Here is a 17,297-nt window from a genome sequence, read left to right as displayed (position 1 = left end):
AGTAAATTTAACGAAGAAGTTAGGAAAATTAGCTGCTAGAGAAACATTTGTTAAGCCGAGCTCTGGTTATTTAGACTGCTATGATAAAGGCGCAATCATTTGATTGCGCTTTTTTTTTAGAATTTTATATGGCAATATTCAAAAATTACCACATAACGTAAGTGCTTTATGTCAAATTCCAAAAGAAAACCTTTAGATCGTATTGATAAAGTTATTTTATCCACCTTACAAGGTGATGGGCGAATCTCTAATGTTGAGCTTGCTAAAAAAGTAAACCTTAGCGCAAGCCCTTGTTTAGACAGAGTAAAGCGCTTGGAGAAAGAGGGCTATATTGAGCGTTACGGCGCTTTTTTAAATGCAAGTATGCTGAATTATGGTATGACTGCTTTTATTCAGGTCACACTTAATTGTACAACATCAGATGCATTCAAGTTATTCAAAAAAGAAATCGTTACCATAAAAGAAGTGGTTGAGTGTCACTTAATTGCAGGTGGTTATGACTACCTTTTAAAGATTCGATTTGCTGATATTGCTAATTATCGTCTAGTGTTAGAGAAAATAGGCGACTTACCGGTTATTTCACAAACCAGTACCTATATGGTAACGGAACAAGTGAAACGCGATAGCGGAGTGCCATTAGAGTAACAATTCTGTATGCTCGTATTGCTAGTCTAATTACAAATAGAAGGGATAACAATGAACGTACATGATTATGCATTGCAAGCTAATGGCTCTTTTGCATTACCTGATGCCTGCTTTAAAGTAAAAGCATTAATGGAAGACGAAACCGCTGAAATTGCTAATTTTGCTGATGTAATTGGTACAGATCCTTCAATGACATCAAGGTTATTGCAAATAGCCAATAGTGCTATTTATAGCTTCCCTGGTGAAATAAGTACTATCTCTCGTGCTATTACTATTATTGGTACACAAGCCATTTATAACATGATGCTGGTTGATGTTGCCGCTTCCGCTTTTAAACACTTTGAAAACCAAGCGATAGATCTAAAGCGATTTTGGCGAATGAGTATTTATTGTGGTTTAGTTTCTAAAAATTTAGCCATTAAAGCAGGTATCAGAGATATTGAACGCTTGTTTGTCGCAGGTTTATTACAAAATTTTGGAGAGTTGTTAGTTGCTAAAATAACCCCCGAAATTGCTCAACATTGTGAAAAATACACCAGTGATGATTTGCCTTGGCAGCGACAGCAACAGGTATTAGGTTTTACTTATACCGATATTTCTGCAGACTTATTAAAAATTTGGCAATTACCAGAGAAAATAATAATGCCGATTCGATTTTTTAATCAGGCGCAAGATATTCAAATAAATAAAGATGTGAAAGTGCTTTATTTGGCCTCTCGATTAGCGCTAATTGATAGTAATAGCGATGAGTTTACTAATGAGGCTTTAATCGATAACGATTTATGTGACGCACTTGGGCTATCTAGTGATGATTTAACACAAGTTAACGAAGTAGCATGTGAAGAGGCGGGGAGCATTTTAGCGTTAATGAACCCTAAGTTATTTTCCCAGTAAGTCAACTAAGTATAAAATAAGACGGCGGACTATTGGAGTCTGTCATTTCAATCGATTATTTTAGTTAATGATTTCAGTTAATGGTTTCAAGCAGTTATTGAAATAGCGCTTATTGAGGTGCTTTTTTGGGAATATCGGTTTGATAGACTTCTTTATAGGCACGATTAAAGTCTTCAATATCAGCTTTATCAATATAATGGCTATGCGCTTCGTAAAAAGCGTGAGTTTTATATAGTTTTCTCAATACGTTATTAATATCGGCAATCACCTCTTTGCCGAATTCGCTTTTATTGCACGCAATATGTCCTGTGATATAGCTAGGCATATTGGCAATTTCAAGAGAGACTAAATCCATCTCAATAGAAAGTGTATTTAAAGACTCTTTAATCATGGTTGGGTAGTCAATAATATAGTTAATACGCTCTTTAAATAGCATCTTGACCAATGCTCTAGAGCGATTTCCTCCACCTCGAACAATAATGTTGTGCGCATTTAAACTCGCTATTTGTTCATCTAGCATAGCACCAAAAGAGCGACCTTCATCAACGCCTAATAAATTTTCATGACTTTCTGAAAATAAACTCGATAAGTTTAGTAATTGTTGTTGTTCGTTTAATGCCGAAAGCGGTATTTTTGAAAATGTATTTTCTTTTTTATAATAAAGGTGTAAATCTAAGTAAAGATTAATGGGTAAACTATAAATGAACTTTTCCAAACGTTCGGGTGTTTTTATTCGATTTGGCGCGCAACTATTGGGAAGCTTTTCTAATAAGCGATTAATACTTGGTCCTTGAGCGAGATGTACTTTAAATTGATATTGAGGCAGGTTTTCCATTAATAGCCTAATAGTATCATTGGCGGTAGAAAGCTTTTCACTACTAGGTCTTAGTAATGTTTCATGATCATTTACTTCATTTGTTAACCAATATAGTTCCATATTGTCTGGCGTACTTGCATTAGACAATTGGCAAAAAAACAAAGATAAAGCACAAAAATAAAAAGTAATGAAGCGCATTGATAATATTAAGTTATTTTATAATTAGTACTTTATTTTAGCTGAATTCGTACTTTTTTTACACCGATTATATATCATTTTATTATCGTTTTTAGCCTAGCATATATGATGTGTCATTGTTTTATTTATGGCAGCCCGTAGTGGTTAATAATGTAACGCTCAGTAAATAAAGGTTTTTAAAAGCAAGACAAATTTAATAAAGCTTGTTAGCATCAAATGTAATAATTATTAGTCCATTACAATAAAAAATAAAGGAAGACTATGGCAGCCTCTAGAGAGCATTTTAGCTCACGCATTGGGTTTATTTTGGCGGCCGCTGGCTCAGCGGTTGGAATTGGGAATTTAGTGGGGTTTCCTGTTAATGCAGCTAAAAATGGCGGCGGTGCCTTTTTAATACTTTATGCTTTATTTGTTTTTTTGATTTGTTTGCCTGTGATGATTGCCGAAATGGCGGTTGGTAGGAATACCGCTAAAGAGCCTGTTGGGGCTTTCAAAACGTTGAGTCAAGGCAATAAAGCTTGGGGAGTTGCAGGCTTACTTGGTGTATTAACTCCGTTTATGATTGCGGTGTTTTATATGGTGATAACCGTCTGGATTTTTGGTTACATCGTTTTAACGGTAACCGGAAATTTAGATTACTTAGCCAGTGGCGCGGGCTTTGGTGAATTCATTAACAGTCCTTACCTTTTTGTTGCCTTATTCGCTGTGGCGGGTATTGTCAGCTTTATTTTAGCGGCAGGGGTGAAAGACGGTATTGAAAAAGCGGCTAAAACATTAATGCCAGCTTTATTCGGTATGTTAATTATTATGGTGGCTTTTGTCTTAACGTTAGACAATGCTATGGCAGGTATTGAATTCTTTTTAATCCCAGACTTTAGTAAATTAACACCAGGGGTTATTAATGGTGCGCTATCCCAGGCATTTTTCTCATTGTCTTTAGGTATGGGCATTTTACTAACCTATGGCTCTTATATAAACAAGCAAACCAATATTCCTAATTCTGCAAAACTCGTCGCTATTACCGATACTTCGGTCGCTTTTATTGCGGGTTTGATGATTTTACCCGCAGTATTCTCATTTAACCCTAATGTTAACCCTAGCCAATTAGAAGATAGTACAGTAGATTTGATTTTTACTTTTTTACCTAAGATATTTTTAGCGCTACAAACCTCTATTGGTTATGTGGGCGCAAGTGGCGTCGCAACCTTCTTTTTCGTATTGGTATTTTTTGCTGCTATTACATCGCTGGTTTCTATTATTGAAGTGCCGGTTTCTTACTTAGTGACAGAGAAAAAGCAAACGCGTAAAAAAGCATTAGGTTACCTAACACTTACCGCTGGGGTCTTAACTCTGTTTGCTATGGTCTCTTTTGGCATGGTCGATTTCTTTAGTCAATTTACATTTTATGCAGGGAAAGATAAATCATTTTTTGTTGTGGTATATGATGTTTTTTACGATACTATTTTACCGCTAAACGGCTTTTTATTGTGTATGTTTGTGAGCTACCGTTGGAAGAAAAAGCAGCTATCTGAAGAATTAAGCATAGGTAATGAAAACTATCGAGGTTCTTGGGTAGAAAAATACATTAACTTTTCATTAAGTACATTTATTCCATTAATTGTGTTGCTCATTTTTATTAATACCGTGGCAACCAAGTTCTTCGCCGTTAACATTTTTGGCTTATAAATGATTGAATTTATTTCAGCAACAGACTTTAGCGATACACAGCGATTATTTCATGGCCGTGGTCATGCCTACCCTGAATTAACTCATGTTAATGTTGATTGGTTTAATCCTGTTGTGCTTATTACCTTATATAGCCCTGTTGATGAACAATGGTTGCTAAGACAAGCGCTGGCATTGCAGGCGTTAATTCCTGAATGTCAGAGCGTACAAGTGCAGCGACGCTATGAAAAGATGGCACCGATGCAAGTTTTGTTAGGGGAGAGCATTGAACAAACGGTTGTGCAAGAGCAAGGGCTAAAGTTTAATATTGAGTTAGGTAAAGCACAAAATAGCGGTTTGTTTTTAGATATGGCTAATGGGCGTGCTTGGGTTAAAGAGCATGCGGATAATAAAAATGTTTTAAACCTATTTGCTTACACTTGCGCCTTTTCGTTAGCGGCCACTTTGGGCGGTGCTAGTCGCGTTGTTAATATTGACTTAAGTAAAGCGTCATTAAGTAAGGGGCGAGAAAATCATCAGTTAAACCTGTTATCTAAAAAAGAAGGGAAGCAGGTGGTTTTTGAAGGTGTTGATATTTTTAAATCAAATAGCCGAATAAAAAAATATGGCCCTTACGACTTATTAATTTGTGATCCTCCTTCCTTTCAAAAAGGTAGTGTGAATATTGAGCGAGATTACGCGAAAATTATCCGCCGTATTCCACAGTGGATGAATGCTGGCGCTAGGCTTATGCTATGTTTGAACTCTCCAGACTTAGATGAAGACTTTCTAAAGGCTGAAGTCGCTCGTGAATGTCCGCAATGTCAGTTTAATTATAAGGTTGATAACCCTGAAGTATTTAAAGAAGCTCAAGCAGGGAAAGGGTTAAAAGTGCTTATTTTTACTTATTTACCAGAACACTCATAGAGAATTGGCTGACGATAGATTTATCTTTTACTCTGCTCGCTTAATACGCCAAAAGCGGGCAAACCTTGGAACACCAGCTTGCGTTAAACCATTAAATTTATAAGTGATGATACTACCTATTGCTGGGGGATTTTTGCGTTCGTCATCACTAAACCCTGAGCCAATTTTAAAGACAACACCTTGTTCTGTTTTTACTTGTAATGCCCCCATCATACCTATGTATTTACCTTTGCCTTCGGTATAAGCAATAACAGTTGCTTCAGCATCATCAAACCTCTTTAGTTTAAGTAAAGCCTTATTTCGTCCTACCTGATAATAGGCACTCGCTAAATGCAGCATTAGCCCTTCACCTTGCATAGCAATTACGGTATTAAGCTTACTATTAAGCGCTGCTAATGTTGGTAAATGCTCTTGCGCTATCATCTGTAAATAATGAGATTTTGTGTTTTGAATAACCCTTTGCATTTGCTGTACGCGTTTTGAAAAGGGGTGATTATATTTAGGTAAATCAAAAACCATAAAGCGAACATTCGCCCAACAGCTACTCTGTTGATCTTCAACAATTGGACGACGTTTAATACACGACATTAATAACTGAAAAGTGTTTCTTCCTAACCAGAGTTCTCCATCCATGGGTGTTTGGGGCCAGTTTTGAGTAAACCACATGGGTGTTTTTATTAGGTTACCTCCTCGACTAATTAGTTGTGTGCCATTCCAATAACCGCGCATACCATCGAGCTTTTCTGACACATAGTAATGACTAATATCATCACTATTTTGCTCCGGTTGCTTTTTTATTGCACCTTTACTAAAGCTGAGGGATTTTTGTATGTGAGGTTTTTCAACAGCCTTCGTATAAGGGGAAATTGTCAGTAGTAATAGCAATAAAGATAATGTAGTGGTCGATATTACTCTGCAGTAATGAGTCATCATTAACATCCGTGTTATTGAGTGTATTAGTAAGAGTAGTCTATATTTTAAGAGTCACGATAGGTTTGACCAAAAGCGTAGCAAGGAGGCTATGATGAAAACAAAGGGTATGAAATTAATATTATCGGTTGTTTGTGTAGCCGTAGTTTTTTTGAGTGTTAATGTTGAGGCAAAAAAACGTTGTCGTCCTTTATTAGAAAAATTGCAAAATATACAAGCTTTGCAAAGAAGTGGTTATGGCTTAAAAAAGGGGCAAAGTTTAAGGGCAAGGGAAGATAAGGCGAGAGATAAGTGGTGGCAGTGTGAACGCTCATCTAGCTTTAAAACAAAGAGTAAGAGCAAAAAAAAGCGAAGTAAAGCTCAGGGTAGTAGCAACAAGGCTAAAGTAATCTATAAAAAATCAAGAAGTAAAAAAACTAAAAACGTTGCGGCCCCTTTTGCTAGTAAACAACGTATTGAAGTTAAATCTAAATACCCTAGAGAAAAGCAGTTTGCTTGGTTGCATTTTTATCAACGACCTGAGCGTTGCCATCAACCTAAGAGCTTAACTACATTTGCTTTTTGTAGTGAAGACAGGTTAATGCAACAAGCAGAGTTTGAGCATCAATATGTTGAGCCGGCTGCTACAGATTAATTTACTATTATCGCTTACATGCTTTTTTGATAGTCAGCTTTGTGCTGGCTATGTTGAGCTATCATTGCGTTTATGCCTTCTTGGTCATAATCACGCAAACCGCTTAGCAGCATATGCTTTTCACCGCGACCAATCACTTCACCGTTTGATAGTAAGTTAAACGCTAATAAGGCATCACCGCGTTTTCCATCAATCGTTAAGCTAGTTTGAGCTAAAACGAGTGAAATATCGTCAGTATTTAGAGTAAACAAGTCTATAGACATACTTTGGTACATAACCATTGGACGAGCAGGGTTAATCATTACATTATTCTCAGCCATCAGTTTGACTAATATATCGGGGAAAGTATGACCTGAAAAGCTTACATATGCTTTAGTGAGCGCATTAATTAAGCTAGTGTTAGTGGTGCTTTTACCACTTGCTTGTACACTTAAATAAACCTTGTCTGCGTCATCTTTGATATCGTAACTATTATCAATATGGGTTGGGAAGGTGAGTGCTACGTTATCGTTAACCATACCAGAAAAATCAAAGGTCATTTTTTCATAAAGGCCAGACTTGGCAATGATCACTGAGAATAATAAATCACCAGGAACACAAAAACGCTTAGCGTCAATGTTATGTAAGGGATTAAAGTCATCCGCAACTTGTTTGGCAAAATCACTGCCTTGTTGTCGAGTAAAGCTTATTTTATCAGCACTTACAGGGCAGTAGTTTTCAATAAACATTTTCTGGGTTGACATAATTATTCACTTCTCAATTAACATTAAAAACAGCGCATTCTAGCAGTAGTTTACAGTGAAATCGAAGTTTTGTTATCGAAAAGTAGCAGTTATTGATGTTTTTTCGTGTAAAGGTCAACCAGATGCTCTTTCTTTTGCTTCGTTAGCTTTCGTAATTGGTATTCTCTACTGGCTGCGGTGCTTTTATTAAGGGCTTCTTCTTGGTAAGCCAACGTTACGGGTCGTTTTGCACGGGTATATTTTGCCCCAAGTTTACTGGTATTATGCTCGTGTAAACGGCGGGAGACATCTGTAGTAATACCTGTATATAAACTATTGTCATTACAGCGTAGTAAATATACCCACCAAGTCGTTTGCATTGTCATAGGTAACATTGTGCCTTATTAGATAAATTGATGGTAAATAAATGTGTTAGAAATTTCAAATACAGTAAATTTAGCTGATTGGGAAATAGAATTAAGTGCTATTCGCTCGCAAGGTAACGGTGGTCAGCGTGTAAATAAAGTAGCGACGGCAATTCATTTACGTTTTGATATTAAACGTTCATCATTACACGCAGTGTATAAAGAAAAACTACTTAAATCAAAAGATAGTCGCATTTCAAAAGATGGCGTTATTATTTTAAAAGCGCAATCATTTCGCACTCAAGAGATGAATAAAGAAGATGCTTTAAACCGTTTAAAAGAGATCATTCAACAAGCGATGGTTGTAGTGAAAAAAAGGCGAGAAACTAAACCAACCAAAGGCTCGGTGATGCGTCGCTTAGACTCTAAAGCTAATAGAAAAACAATAAAGAAAACGCGACAAAAAGTTCAGTTTTGAGTGGACTTATAACATTTGACCCTTAATCGATTTGAACGAACTTAATACACAATTAATGAAAGAAGAGAGCAATATGGTTATTAGTGAAATAGGTGCTGTAGAAAAGTTAACGGCTCAGCTTGATGAAAACAATTTAGTGCATTACCAATTACCGTTAGCCAGTATTAATGGCGAAAGTACTAAGCAGAGTATTGAGTTGAACCCTTTAATAGGTAAAGAAGTTACGTTAACTTTTTCTGGCATGATTGCGTGTAAACATTGTGGTAAAAAAACTAAAAAAAGTTATTCGCAAGGTTTTTGCTACCCTTGCATGGCAAAACTAGCGCAGTGTGATTTATGTATTATGAAACCTGAAACTTGTCACTTTCACCTAGGTACTTGTAAAGAGCCTGAGTGGGGAGAGCAACACTGCATGGTTGAACATTACGTGTATTTGGCTAATAGCTCAGGGCTTAAAGTTGGTATTACGCGTCATACTCAATTACCTACACGTTGGATTGATCAGGGGGCTAGCCAAGCGCTTGCTATATTTAAAGTGCGAACACGTTTACAGTCTGGCTTAGTCGAAACAGCATTAGCTGAGTTTATTAGTGATAAAACGAATTGGCGCGCAATGTTAAAGGAAGCGCCTGAGTCCCTCGATTTAAAAGAAAAAGCCAAAGAGTTAATGCCAAAAATAGCGGAGAAACTTTCTCAACTGCGTTTAGAGTTTGGTGACGATGCTATTGTCGCATTAGATGAAGAAGTTCAAGATATTCACTACCCAGTGAGCGAATACCTCACTAAAATCAGCTCGTTTAATTTTGATAAAACGGAGCAGGTTTCAGGTGTATTACTCGGAATAAAAGGACAGTATTTAATCTTCGATAAAGGCGTTATTAATATGCGAAAGTTTAGTTCATATCAAATTAACATAGCGTATTAAGGTAATTTATAACTATAATCGTTAATAACATAATTAATTTGTATTGTTGGGGCTTAAGGATGCGATTAGAAGAGTATATTGAACAAGTGAGTGATGTTTTTGTTTTGTCTGATTCCTTTTTACGTATCAAAGAACTCGTTGATGATGAAGCCTCTACTATTGACGATATTTCAGAGGTTATTCTACTCGATCCTGCTTTAGCTGGTAGTATTCTTAAATTAGCCAATAGCTCTTTTTTTAGCTACCCAGGTAAGATTGATACTATTTCTAAAGCAGTTTTAGTCTTAGGGATCACTGAAATTTATACGTTAGTTCTCGCTTATTTTACTACCGAGGCATTCAAGTTAGACGATGAAAACAATGATTATTTAGAGCAGTTTTGGTTAAATAGTATTGATTGTGCTTTATTAATTAAGTTTTTAGGTGTTCACCTTAATGTTGCCAATGCTGAACGATTATTTATCTTAGGACTTTTGCATAACTTAGGTGAGCTAGTCGTTCACCAAGTTACCCCTGAGGCTATTTCTCGTTGTCGCGAGTCTGACTTACTACCCTGGCAGCAACAGCGCGCCGTTTTAGGTTTTAGTTACGGAGAGTGCTCTGCAGAGTTATTAAAGTACTGGCAGTTACCTTATAGCTTATTCTCATCTATCCGAAATCAGGATATTAACGAGGTAGCTCTACAAAGTATAGAGACGCAGCTACTCTATATTGCGAAACGGGTTACCTATAAAAGCATGGTTATGCCTAATGAAAGTATTAAAGCATTATCATATCAAGAGTTGATAGGTGAAGAGTTACTTGAACAGTTAGAGATAACAGATGAATTACTTGCTAATGCCGTTGACTATTGCATGTTAGATCGGATGGGAATGTTATCAATATTATGCCCCAGTGCAATGGTTATTTATTAAATAACCTGAACACGGGTTACATATTATAAGTGCAAGCTTATGAATAGTGTCGTGATAAATAACAAAGCGCTAATTATAGATAAATAGCGAATAATAAAATATTTTAGGTAATAAAAAAGGACATCTATTAAATAGTATGTCCTTTTTTTTAATTATTATAACGAGTAACTAAAGCTACTCAGTTATTAGTAATTAAAGAGCAACGATGTTTTCAGCTTGAGGACCTTTTTGGCCGTCAGTAACTGTAAATTCAACTTTTTGACCTTCAGCTAAAGTTTTGAAACCTTCGCCAACGATAGCGTTAAAGTGTGCGAAAACGTCTGGACCATTTTCTTGCTCGATGAAACCAAAACCTTTAGCTTCGTTAAACCATTTTACTGTACCAGTAGTAGTAGACATAATGTGTATCCTATAAATTTAAGAGTAATTCGTTAGTTAAATCAATTTATTTAACTAATCGGGGTTTGCTAAAAAGAGTTGCTATTACTTATAAATCAGGACGTGCTACATATGTCTTACCAAAGGTAAGAAAGTTTTTAACATCGAAATGGTGTACAAAAATATAAAACTAACTTCAAGCAGGGGTATTATATGTTTTATTGAATGTAAGTCAATATAAACATCTTGCGTGGCAGATATATAATAACGTGAATTACAATATATCTGCCTGTGTTTACGGGTTTTTTATAACTTAAACTCTTGTACAGAGTGTTGGAGTTCTTCGGCTAAACGGGCAACTTCACTACTTGATGTTGCTGTTTGTTTGGAGCCCTCAGTGGTTTGCTCTGCAATAGCAACAATAGATTCAAGGTTTTCACTAATTTCATTAGCAACCACACTTTGCTCTTCGGCAGCGGTGGCAATTTGAGAACTACGATCAAAAGCTTCATGTACGGCATGGGTAATTGTTTCTAACGCAGTATCGGCTTCTTCACTTTGTGTTACACAGTCACTCGCTTTGGCTTTACCAGTATCCATTACTGTAACGGCTTTAGTTGCGCCACTTTGTAATGCCTCAATCATGGTTTGAATCTCAGAGGTAGACTCTTGCGTTCTACTTGCTAAAGTTCTTACTTCATCAGCAACTACAGCAAAACCACGACCTTGTTCGCCTGCTCTCGCCGCTTCAATAGCAGCATTTAAAGCAAGTAGATTGGTTTGCTCTGCAATACCACGGATAACATCTAAGATGCTACCAATAGAAGCACTGTCTTGTTGTAATTGATTAATAACTTGAGAAGCAGAGTCAACTTCGTTGGCAAGCTGCTCAATAGTTTGGCGATTTCTTGCTGAAATAACTTTCACTCGTTCAGCTTCGTCATCAGCATGTTTAATTTCATTTAAGGCATCGTTAGCACTGGCTAAAACACTTTGAGATGTGCTGCTCATTTCTGTTGTTGCAGAAGCCGCTTGCTCTACTTGATTTCGTTGTTCTTCAATTGCCGTTGTACTTTGTGCTGTTACTGCTGATGTTTCTTCAGCAGCTGCCGAAAGCTGTGCTGAGCGGTTAACAATACTTTCAATAAGGTTACGTAAGCTATCAATTAACAAGTTACAGTTTTTAGATAGTTGCGCAAACTCATCTTTACCACTTTCATCAAGTTTATGAGACAAGTCACCTGAAGCGACAATGTTTAACATTTTATTAACTCGCTCTAAAGGTCGAGTAATACTTAACAAGGTGAATCGAGCAATAACAATTGCGATAACAATGCTAATGATCATAATGATGACAGTTTGATTGTTACTACTATTTACTGAATATTCTACTTGTTCAGCAACATCAAGGGTCGCTTCATTAGCAAGTTCAATTTGATTCGCTAATAAGTTATTAATATGAGTGGCATTTTTTTCTACATTTTCAAGCATTAGTTCAGCTTGCTGTCTGGCGTTAAGTTGGGCTTTTTTATTGGCAATAAAACCGTCATTCATCGATATAAGGTTTTGGATGTCATTAAAAGATCCCTGTACATCTTGTGCTACGGAATTTACTTTGTTGATATTTAGTTCCGAGATTATCTCATCGACAGATTGCTTCGCCCCTGAAAGGCTATAAGATAGCTCACTCTCAATAAGTTCAGCAGTGCTCAATGATAAAGTGTCTCTATATTCAAGGGCAGAAGATACTAAAGAATTTAATTGGTTTTCAAGTTGCTCACTTAAATTAATTGCTCGTTGTAGCTTAGTGTCAGCTAAATCATGATCGGCTAAATCAAGTAATAAAGTTACCATATCATCAGCTTGTTCTTCGAGAGTATCAATATCATTAATTAACTGCTTTTTTTGGTTAATACTGATTTTATGATTTTTGAATAAACTTAAAGATGATTGAGAGTAATCGTTGTAGGATGCTTCGATTTCACCCAAGCTTGCAAGTAATGTTTTTTCATTTGAAATTATTTGCTTTAAGTGAGAAAGTTTCTGATCAAACTCACCTTGAGTATTTTTATAATTAGTTAACTCTTTGGCCAGTAAATTTAGCTCAGTTTGATAATATGCTTTTAATGTTAGGTTAGTCATTTGACTAATTTGCAAAGCAAGCTGATTGCTACCTTTTAAGGTTGGAATAGCTAAGTCTCGTTGCTGGCTTGTCGCGCTATGGATAGTACTTAAGTTTGAAAGAGAGATGACACTAGTGAGTACTAGCAGAATTGTTAAAATGGCAAAGCCACCAATTATTTTCATCGCGACAGTTAAATTCATATAGTTCACCATTGGTTTGGGTTGTCCCCAGATTAATTCATTAGATTAACTTACTGCAAGTTATACGGCTCGTCTATCCATAAGTAGTATAAATAGGATAATACAAAGATATTTGTAATTTTAGCTGATAAGCTTGTAAGTTATCGGCTATTGATAATATTTATTTAATGTTATTTTGTATTATATTTCAAGTGAGGAGGCGCTTAAGTCTACTTATTTATATTTAGCTTGTTATTCGAACAATACTAACGTGTTATTTGTATAAAATAATACCTGTTGGTGTAAGTATTTATTGGTGAGCTTGCTCAATAAATACTTTCTTATCGCCCCAGCGTAGTAGAGTCAAATGACTACCCCACACACAGCCAGTGTCTAGCGGATAAATATTGCTATGAGAGCTATGACCCATTAAAGATGCCCAGTGACCGAAAACCCATGGGGTTTTATCAATTGTTTTGGATAGTGTAAACCAAGGAACTAAGTGCTCAGGTGTTTCCTCTGGAGTATTTTTATGGTGAAACTCTAAAGAGCCATCCATAAAGCAGTAACGCATACGTGTTAGTGCGTTAACACTGTAACGAAACCTTTCCTCTTCGGTTAGTGAAGCTTGCCATGAATTTGGTTTTTCTCCATACATTAACGCTAACCACTGATTACGCTCAGTAGAGATCAGTTTTTGATGTATTAATTGTGCTTGCTCAAGTGCATCCTTTAATAGCCACTGAGGAGAGATCCCTGCGTGACTCATATAGGCGGATTTTTTTTTATCGGGAATTTTTTGAATGAGAGGCTGTGCGGCTAACCAATTAATTAATTCATCTGCATCGGGTGATGTCAAAAGCTTATCTAGTTTATCTGCAGCTTTAGCTTTTTTAATACCAGCATAAACCGCCAGTAAGTGTAAGTCGTGATTACCTAATACCACTTTAGCACTATCGCCTAAGGCTTTGACAAAGCGTAAAGTTTCTAATGAGCTAGGGCCTCTAGCGACCAAGTCACCAGCCAAGTATAAAATATCGCAATCACGGTCAAAATTAACACGCTTGAGTAGCGCTTTTAATTCGCTATAACATCCTTGTACATCACCAACTAAATATATTGCCATTAGTCGAGCATATCGGGATTTACTGCATTAGGTGAGTCAGTCATTTGTTTTTTAGCCATGTGTCGTTTACTTTTTTTCGGCTTATTGTCTTCTTGAACTGGATTGTCGGTAATAAAATTCGCTAGGGTAATATAGTCATCAATTGATAAGTTTTCAGGGCGTAAGTTTGCATCAATATTTAAGCTTTCTAATTGCTCGACAGAAATTAAGTTTTTAAAGCTATTGCGAATAGTTTTTCGGCGTTGATTAAATGCCGCTAAACAAACAGTATTTAAAGCAGCAATATCTTTAACTGGGTTTTTAATCTCTTTATGAGGGATTAAACGCACAATGGCCGAGTCTACTTTAGGTGCTGGCTTAAAGGCTTCTGGGCCAATTTCCATTACAGGTAAAACCTGACACTGATATTGCGTCATAATGGATAAACGACCATAAGCTTTACAGTCAGGTCCTGCAGCCATGCGCTGTACAACTTCTTTTTGCAACATAAAGTGCATATCTTTTACTTGTGACTTAAAGGTTAATAAGTGAAAAATAAGCGGTGTTGAAATGTTATACGGCAGATTGCCGAAAATACGTAATGGTTTGTCTTCACTGGCGAGTTGTGCAAAGTCGAACTTGAGCGCATCGGTTTCATAAATAGTTAAATGTGGTGCTAAAAAAGGATGGTGACGTAAACGATGAGCAAGATCTCTATCGAGTTCAACTACGGAAAGTTTTTTTGCACGCTCTATTACCGGCTCAGTTAATGCACCTAAACCTGGGCCTATTTCTATAAGGTTTTCACCTGGCTCTGGATTGATCGCATCAATAATGTCACTTATTACCGCATCATTGTGTAAGAAATTTTGACCAAAACGTTTTTTTGCTTGGTGACCTAAATGGCTTTTACTATTCATTAATATCTCGTTGTTAATAATGGCGCTAATATCGCCATTATTTTTTGATTAAGCTGTGGTTATACTTTGATTACTTTAGTGTAGAACTCATTTACTTTTTAGCGAAGTAATAAACCCGTAGTCATGTTTACTATGACTTATTTAAGCATAAGCTGATGGCGCTTTTCATTGCCTCCATCATACTGCCAACATCGGCAGTACCTTTACCTGCTAGCTCTACAGCTGTTCCGTGGTCAACCGATGTACGAATAAAAGGCAGCCCTAAGGTGATATTGACTGAAGAGCCAAAACCTTTGTATTTTAATACAGGTAAACCTTGATCATGGTACATCGCTAAAATGGCATCGGCATCGCGAAGGTATTTATCTTGAAAAATAGTATCGGCGGGTAAAGGGCCAATAACATCAATACCTTCAGCACGTAACTCGTTTAAAGCCGGTTCTATTACTTCAATTTCTTCTCGGCCTAAGTGACCATCTTCTCCAGCATGTGGGTTAACACCACAGGCATAAATTCGAGGGTTACTAATCGCGAATTTCTCAATGAGATCATGATGCAAAATACGGGTGATTTTTTGTAAGCGCTCATAGGTTACGGCTTTTGAAACATAGGCTAACGGTATGTGAGTGGTAACTAAGGCCACTCTTAAGCCTTCTGTTGCTAGCATCATAACTACGTCACTACAGTTTGCTTGATGCGCAAAGTATTCGGTATGACCACTAAAAGCAATACCTGCTTTATTTATCAACCCCTTGTGTACAGGGCCTGTGACGATGGCATCAAACTCACCAGAGATATTTTTCTCACTGGCGAGGCGTAAGGTTTCAACAACATAACTACCATTATTACTGTTTAAAGTGCCCGCAATACAGGTGTCAGGCAGCTCAACATCTAGCACAGTAAGAGTGCCTGCCTGTTGTGCTTGTACTGCATTATTTTTGTCGTAGTCAATTAAGGTTAGTGGTAATGATAATTGTTGAGCACGTTCTAACAAAAGTTTTTTAGAGGCAATGACAACTAGCTCTACTGGCCATGCTTGTTGGGCAATCGTGATAACAAGATCTGGGCCAATACCTGCAGGCTCGCCAGGCGTAATGGCAATGCGTTTAGTCATTACTTGGTGTCCTGTTCAAAAATTTCAATATAAGCTTCGTTACGTATTTCACTTAACCAACGTGCACTCTCGGTACCAAATTTACGGTTATATAGCATTTGGTAGGCTCTGTTTTCATTCATTTGTGAGGTTGCATCAACCATGCGTCTGTCTTCAAGTTGAATAATGTGCCAACCAAATGAAGAGCGGAATGGTTTGTGGTACTCACCTGGCTTCATTGTCGCTAAGGCGTCTTGGAATGCTTTATCATATTTCGTTGGGTCAGCCCAACCTAAATCACCACCGCGAACAGATGTTGGTCCATCAGAGTGTTCTTTTGCAAGTTCAGCAAAATCAGCTTCGCCAGCTTCGACTTGATTTAATAACCCTTGTAATAACGATTCAGCTTTTGCGTCGCTTAAAATAATCGAAGGTTCAATCAAAATATGTCTCGCTTTCACTTCTTCAACTTCTACGACTTGTTTGCCGCGGATGTCGAGCACTTTTACAATACTAAAACCTAAGCCTGTTCTAATGGGCCCAACGACGGTGCCTTTCTTTTCACCATCAATTAGTTCAGCAAATAAGGTTGGCATTTCATTGATATTTTTCCAGCCTAAGTCACCACCACTTAGTGCATTCTCATCACCTGATGATGCAATAGCTATTTTTGTAAAATCTGAACCATCATTAAGTAATTTGATAACTTGATCAGCACGGGTTTTAGATGCCGTCATATCCGCTTGCGTTGGATTTGACGGAAACTGAATCAGAATATGACCTAGATGATACTCTACATTGTTATTGGTTTGTTCTTTCATAACCGCAAGCAAATTTGTTACTTCTTGAGGGGATATATAAATACGACGCCTCATGGTATTACGTTTTACTTCACCTGAAATAAGCTCTGTACGAACACTTTCACGGTATTTCTCATAATCTAAACCTTCACTAATAATAGACTCTCTAAATTGAGCTAAGGTTAACTTGCTTTCTTTGGCCATATTAGTAATGGTTTGGTCTAACTGAGCATCGCTTACTTGAATACCCATACGTTCACCTAATTGCGTGATCAGGTTATCGTTGATTAGCTTATCCATTACCTGAATGCGTAAAGCTGACTCGCCAGGTAAGCTTTGATTGTTTTTTTTGGCTTGTAATTTAATGCTTGCTAGTAAATCAGTTACTTCGGATTCAAGCACTACGCCAGAGTCAACAATTGCAGTTACGCGGTCTAATAGCTCTTCTTTAGCGTGAGCGTAATTAAAAGAGCCGACAATAAGACTTGTGATTAAAGCGAAGTTTTTAAGTGAATTTTTCATATAAATTTTATGTCTTCTTTTTTAAAGTGTTAGCAGTTTAATAGTTAATGTAAGTTAATCT

At 36.9% G+C, this 17,297-nt stretch carries 18 protein-coding genes; 8 read left to right on the top strand and 10 right to left on the bottom strand.

The features are described from left to right. The first annotated feature begins 168 nt into the window (after positions 1 to 168). Positions 169 to 645: a winged helix-turn-helix transcriptional regulator gene (locus tag ABD005_RS06130; RefSeq protein ID WP_215980753.1), complete on the top strand. Its 477-nt coding sequence runs from the start codon at positions 169 to 171 to the stop codon at positions 643 to 645. Between the two features lie 51 nt (positions 646 to 696). Then, positions 697 to 1,539, top strand: a complete 843-nt coding sequence (locus ABD005_RS06125) for an HDOD domain-containing protein (RefSeq protein ID WP_215980754.1) — start codon at positions 697 to 699, stop codon at positions 1,537 to 1,539. Positions 1,540 to 1,648: 109 nt separating this feature from the next. Here ABD005_RS06125 and ABD005_RS06120 read toward each other — a convergent pair whose 3' ends face one another. After that, positions 1,649 to 2,554, bottom strand: a complete 906-nt coding sequence (locus tag ABD005_RS06120; RefSeq protein WP_343816223.1) for a hypothetical protein — start codon at positions 2,552 to 2,554, stop codon at positions 1,649 to 1,651. A 261-nt stretch (positions 2,555 to 2,815) separates the two neighbouring features. On the opposite strand from ABD005_RS06120, the gene ABD005_RS06115 reads away from it, so the two are divergent. Together ABD005_RS06115 and ABD005_RS06110 are read left to right on the top strand one after the other, a co-directional pair. Continuing rightward, entirely contained in the window at positions 2,816 to 4,240 is a 1,425-nt protein-coding gene (locus tag ABD005_RS06115) for a sodium-dependent transporter (protein ID WP_343816220.1), read from the top strand. Then, positions 4,241 to 5,146, top strand: coding sequence for a class I SAM-dependent methyltransferase (locus ABD005_RS06110; RefSeq protein WP_343816217.1), 906 nt, complete (start codon positions 4,241 to 4,243; stop codon positions 5,144 to 5,146). 27 nt (positions 5,147 to 5,173) lie between these two features. On the opposite strand, the gene ABD005_RS06105 is transcribed toward ABD005_RS06110, so the two are convergent. Continuing rightward, positions 5,174 to 6,079, bottom strand: coding sequence for a DNA ligase (locus ABD005_RS06105; protein ID WP_343816214.1), 906 nt, complete (start codon positions 6,077 to 6,079; stop codon positions 5,174 to 5,176). 88 nt (positions 6,080 to 6,167) lie between these two features. Here ABD005_RS06105 and ABD005_RS06100 point away from each other — a divergent pair, with 88 nt between their 5' ends. Next, positions 6,168 to 6,710, top strand: coding sequence for a hypothetical protein (locus ABD005_RS06100; RefSeq protein ID WP_343816211.1), 543 nt, complete (start codon positions 6,168 to 6,170; stop codon positions 6,708 to 6,710). 14 nt (positions 6,711 to 6,724) lie between these two features. On the opposite strand, the gene ABD005_RS06095 is transcribed toward ABD005_RS06100, so the two are convergent. Both ABD005_RS06095 and ABD005_RS06090 read right to left on the bottom strand, forming a co-directional pair. Further along, positions 6,725 to 7,453 (bottom strand): DUF3581 family protein, encoded by a 729-nt coding sequence (locus tag ABD005_RS06095; protein ID WP_215980759.1) that lies wholly within the window; start codon positions 7,451 to 7,453, stop codon positions 6,725 to 6,727. An 89-nt stretch (positions 7,454 to 7,542) separates the two neighbouring features. Then, on the bottom strand, positions 7,543 to 7,818 hold the full coding sequence (locus ABD005_RS06090) for a GIY-YIG nuclease family protein (protein WP_343816208.1): 276 nt from the start codon (positions 7,816 to 7,818) through the stop codon (positions 7,543 to 7,545). Between the two features lie 43 nt (positions 7,819 to 7,861). Here ABD005_RS06090 and arfB point away from each other — a divergent pair, with 43 nt between their 5' ends. The 3 genes from arfB (at position 7,862) to ABD005_RS06075 (ending at position 10,114) form a co-directional block, all read left to right on the top strand. Continuing rightward, complete coding sequence (gene arfB / locus ABD005_RS06085; protein ID WP_343816205.1) at positions 7,862 to 8,275, top strand: alternative ribosome rescue aminoacyl-tRNA hydrolase ArfB; 414 nt, start codon at positions 7,862 to 7,864, stop codon at positions 8,273 to 8,275. A gap of 73 nt (positions 8,276 to 8,348) precedes the next feature. Then, entirely contained in the window at positions 8,349 to 9,200 is an 852-nt protein-coding gene (locus ABD005_RS06080) for a DUF2797 domain-containing protein (protein WP_343816202.1), read from the top strand. 59 nt (positions 9,201 to 9,259) lie between these two features. Next, the gene (locus ABD005_RS06075) at positions 9,260 to 10,114 is read left to right on the top strand and encodes an HDOD domain-containing protein (protein WP_215980762.1); all 855 of its coding nucleotides are present in this window, start codon (positions 9,260 to 9,262) and stop codon (positions 10,112 to 10,114) included. A gap of 192 nt (positions 10,115 to 10,306) precedes the next feature. On the opposite strand, the gene ABD005_RS06070 is transcribed toward ABD005_RS06075, so the two are convergent. From ABD005_RS06070 to surA, 6 genes are all read right to left on the bottom strand, one after another. After that, positions 10,307 to 10,513: a cold-shock protein gene (locus ABD005_RS06070; protein ID WP_033092258.1), complete on the bottom strand. Its 207-nt coding sequence runs from the start codon at positions 10,511 to 10,513 to the stop codon at positions 10,307 to 10,309. 285 nt (positions 10,514 to 10,798) lie between these two features. Next, positions 10,799 to 12,817, bottom strand: coding sequence for a methyl-accepting chemotaxis protein (locus ABD005_RS06065; protein WP_343816195.1), 2,019 nt, complete (start codon positions 12,815 to 12,817; stop codon positions 10,799 to 10,801). A 289-nt stretch (positions 12,818 to 13,106) separates the two neighbouring features. Beyond that, positions 13,107 to 13,922 (bottom strand): symmetrical bis(5'-nucleosyl)-tetraphosphatase, encoded by an 816-nt coding sequence (locus ABD005_RS06060; RefSeq protein ID WP_343816193.1) that lies wholly within the window; start codon positions 13,920 to 13,922, stop codon positions 13,107 to 13,109. Continuing rightward, on the bottom strand, positions 13,922 to 14,821 hold the full coding sequence (gene rsmA, locus ABD005_RS06055; RefSeq protein ID WP_343816191.1) for a 16S rRNA (adenine(1518)-N(6)/adenine(1519)-N(6))-dimethyltransferase RsmA: 900 nt from the start codon (positions 14,819 to 14,821) through the stop codon (positions 13,922 to 13,924). The genes ABD005_RS06060 and rsmA overlap by 1 nt, the downstream gene beginning before the upstream one ends. A gap of 130 nt (positions 14,822 to 14,951) precedes the next feature. After that, positions 14,952 to 15,935 carry a 4-hydroxythreonine-4-phosphate dehydrogenase PdxA gene (pdxA, locus tag ABD005_RS06050; RefSeq protein WP_215980766.1) on the bottom strand — a complete coding sequence of 328 codons (984 nt, stop codon included), beginning with the start codon at positions 15,933 to 15,935 and terminating at the stop codon, positions 14,952 to 14,954. Then, positions 15,935 to 17,236, bottom strand: a complete 1,302-nt coding sequence (surA, locus tag ABD005_RS06045; protein ID WP_343816189.1) for a peptidylprolyl isomerase SurA — start codon at positions 17,234 to 17,236, stop codon at positions 15,935 to 15,937. The genes pdxA and surA overlap by 1 nt, the downstream gene beginning before the upstream one ends. Positions 17,237 to 17,297 lie beyond the last annotated feature (61 nt).

This window comes from Colwellia asteriadis (assembly GCF_039523295.1).
Lineage (GTDB): Bacteria > Pseudomonadota > Gammaproteobacteria > Enterobacterales > Alteromonadaceae > Colwellia > Colwellia asteriadis.
This window is presented reverse-complemented; position numbering and strand designations above follow the sequence as displayed.

Bases quoted from the DNA above. Each gene is read 5' to 3' on its own strand.
- ABD005_RS06130 (WP_215980753.1), top strand. From the start codon at position 169: ATGTCAAATTCCAAAAGAAAACCTTTAGATCGTATTGATAAAGTTATT.
- ABD005_RS06125 (WP_215980754.1), top strand. From the start codon at position 697: ATGAACGTACATGATTATGCATTGCAAGCTAATGGCTCTTTTGCATTA.
- ABD005_RS06120 (WP_343816223.1), bottom strand. From the start codon at position 2,554: ATGCGCTTCATTACTTTTTATTTTTGTGCTTTATCTTTGTTTTTTTGC.
- ABD005_RS06115 (WP_343816220.1), top strand. From the start codon at position 2,816: ATGGCAGCCTCTAGAGAGCATTTTAGCTCACGCATTGGGTTTATTTTG.
- ABD005_RS06110 (WP_343816217.1), top strand. From the start codon at position 4,241: ATGATTGAATTTATTTCAGCAACAGACTTTAGCGATACACAGCGATTA.
- ABD005_RS06105 (WP_343816214.1), bottom strand. From the start codon at position 6,079: ATGATGACTCATTACTGCAGAGTAATATCGACCACTACATTATCTTTA.
- ABD005_RS06100 (WP_343816211.1), top strand. From the start codon at position 6,168: ATGATGAAAACAAAGGGTATGAAATTAATATTATCGGTTGTTTGTGTA.
- ABD005_RS06095 (WP_215980759.1), bottom strand. From the start codon at position 7,453: ATGTCAACCCAGAAAATGTTTATTGAAAACTACTGCCCTGTAAGTGCT.
- ABD005_RS06090 (WP_343816208.1), bottom strand. From the start codon at position 7,818: ATGACAATGCAAACGACTTGGTGGGTATATTTACTACGCTGTAATGAC.
- ABD005_RS06080 (WP_343816202.1), top strand. From the start codon at position 8,349: ATGGTTATTAGTGAAATAGGTGCTGTAGAAAAGTTAACGGCTCAGCTT.
- ABD005_RS06075 (WP_215980762.1), top strand. From the start codon at position 9,260: ATGCGATTAGAAGAGTATATTGAACAAGTGAGTGATGTTTTTGTTTTG.
- ABD005_RS06070 (WP_033092258.1), bottom strand. From the start codon at position 10,513: ATGTCTACTACTACTGGTACAGTAAAATGGTTTAACGAAGCTAAAGGT.
- ABD005_RS06065 (WP_343816195.1), bottom strand. From the start codon at position 12,817: ATGAATTTAACTGTCGCGATGAAAATAATTGGTGGCTTTGCCATTTTA.
- ABD005_RS06060 (WP_343816193.1), bottom strand. From the start codon at position 13,922: ATGGCAATATATTTAGTTGGTGATGTACAAGGATGTTATAGCGAATTA.
- rsmA (WP_343816191.1), bottom strand. From the start codon at position 14,821: ATGAATAGTAAAAGCCATTTAGGTCACCAAGCAAAAAAACGTTTTGGT.
- pdxA (WP_215980766.1), bottom strand. From the start codon at position 15,935: ATGACTAAACGCATTGCCATTACGCCTGGCGAGCCTGCAGGTATTGGC.
- surA (WP_343816189.1), bottom strand. From the start codon at position 17,236: ATGAAAAATTCACTTAAAAACTTCGCTTTAATCACAAGTCTTATTGTC.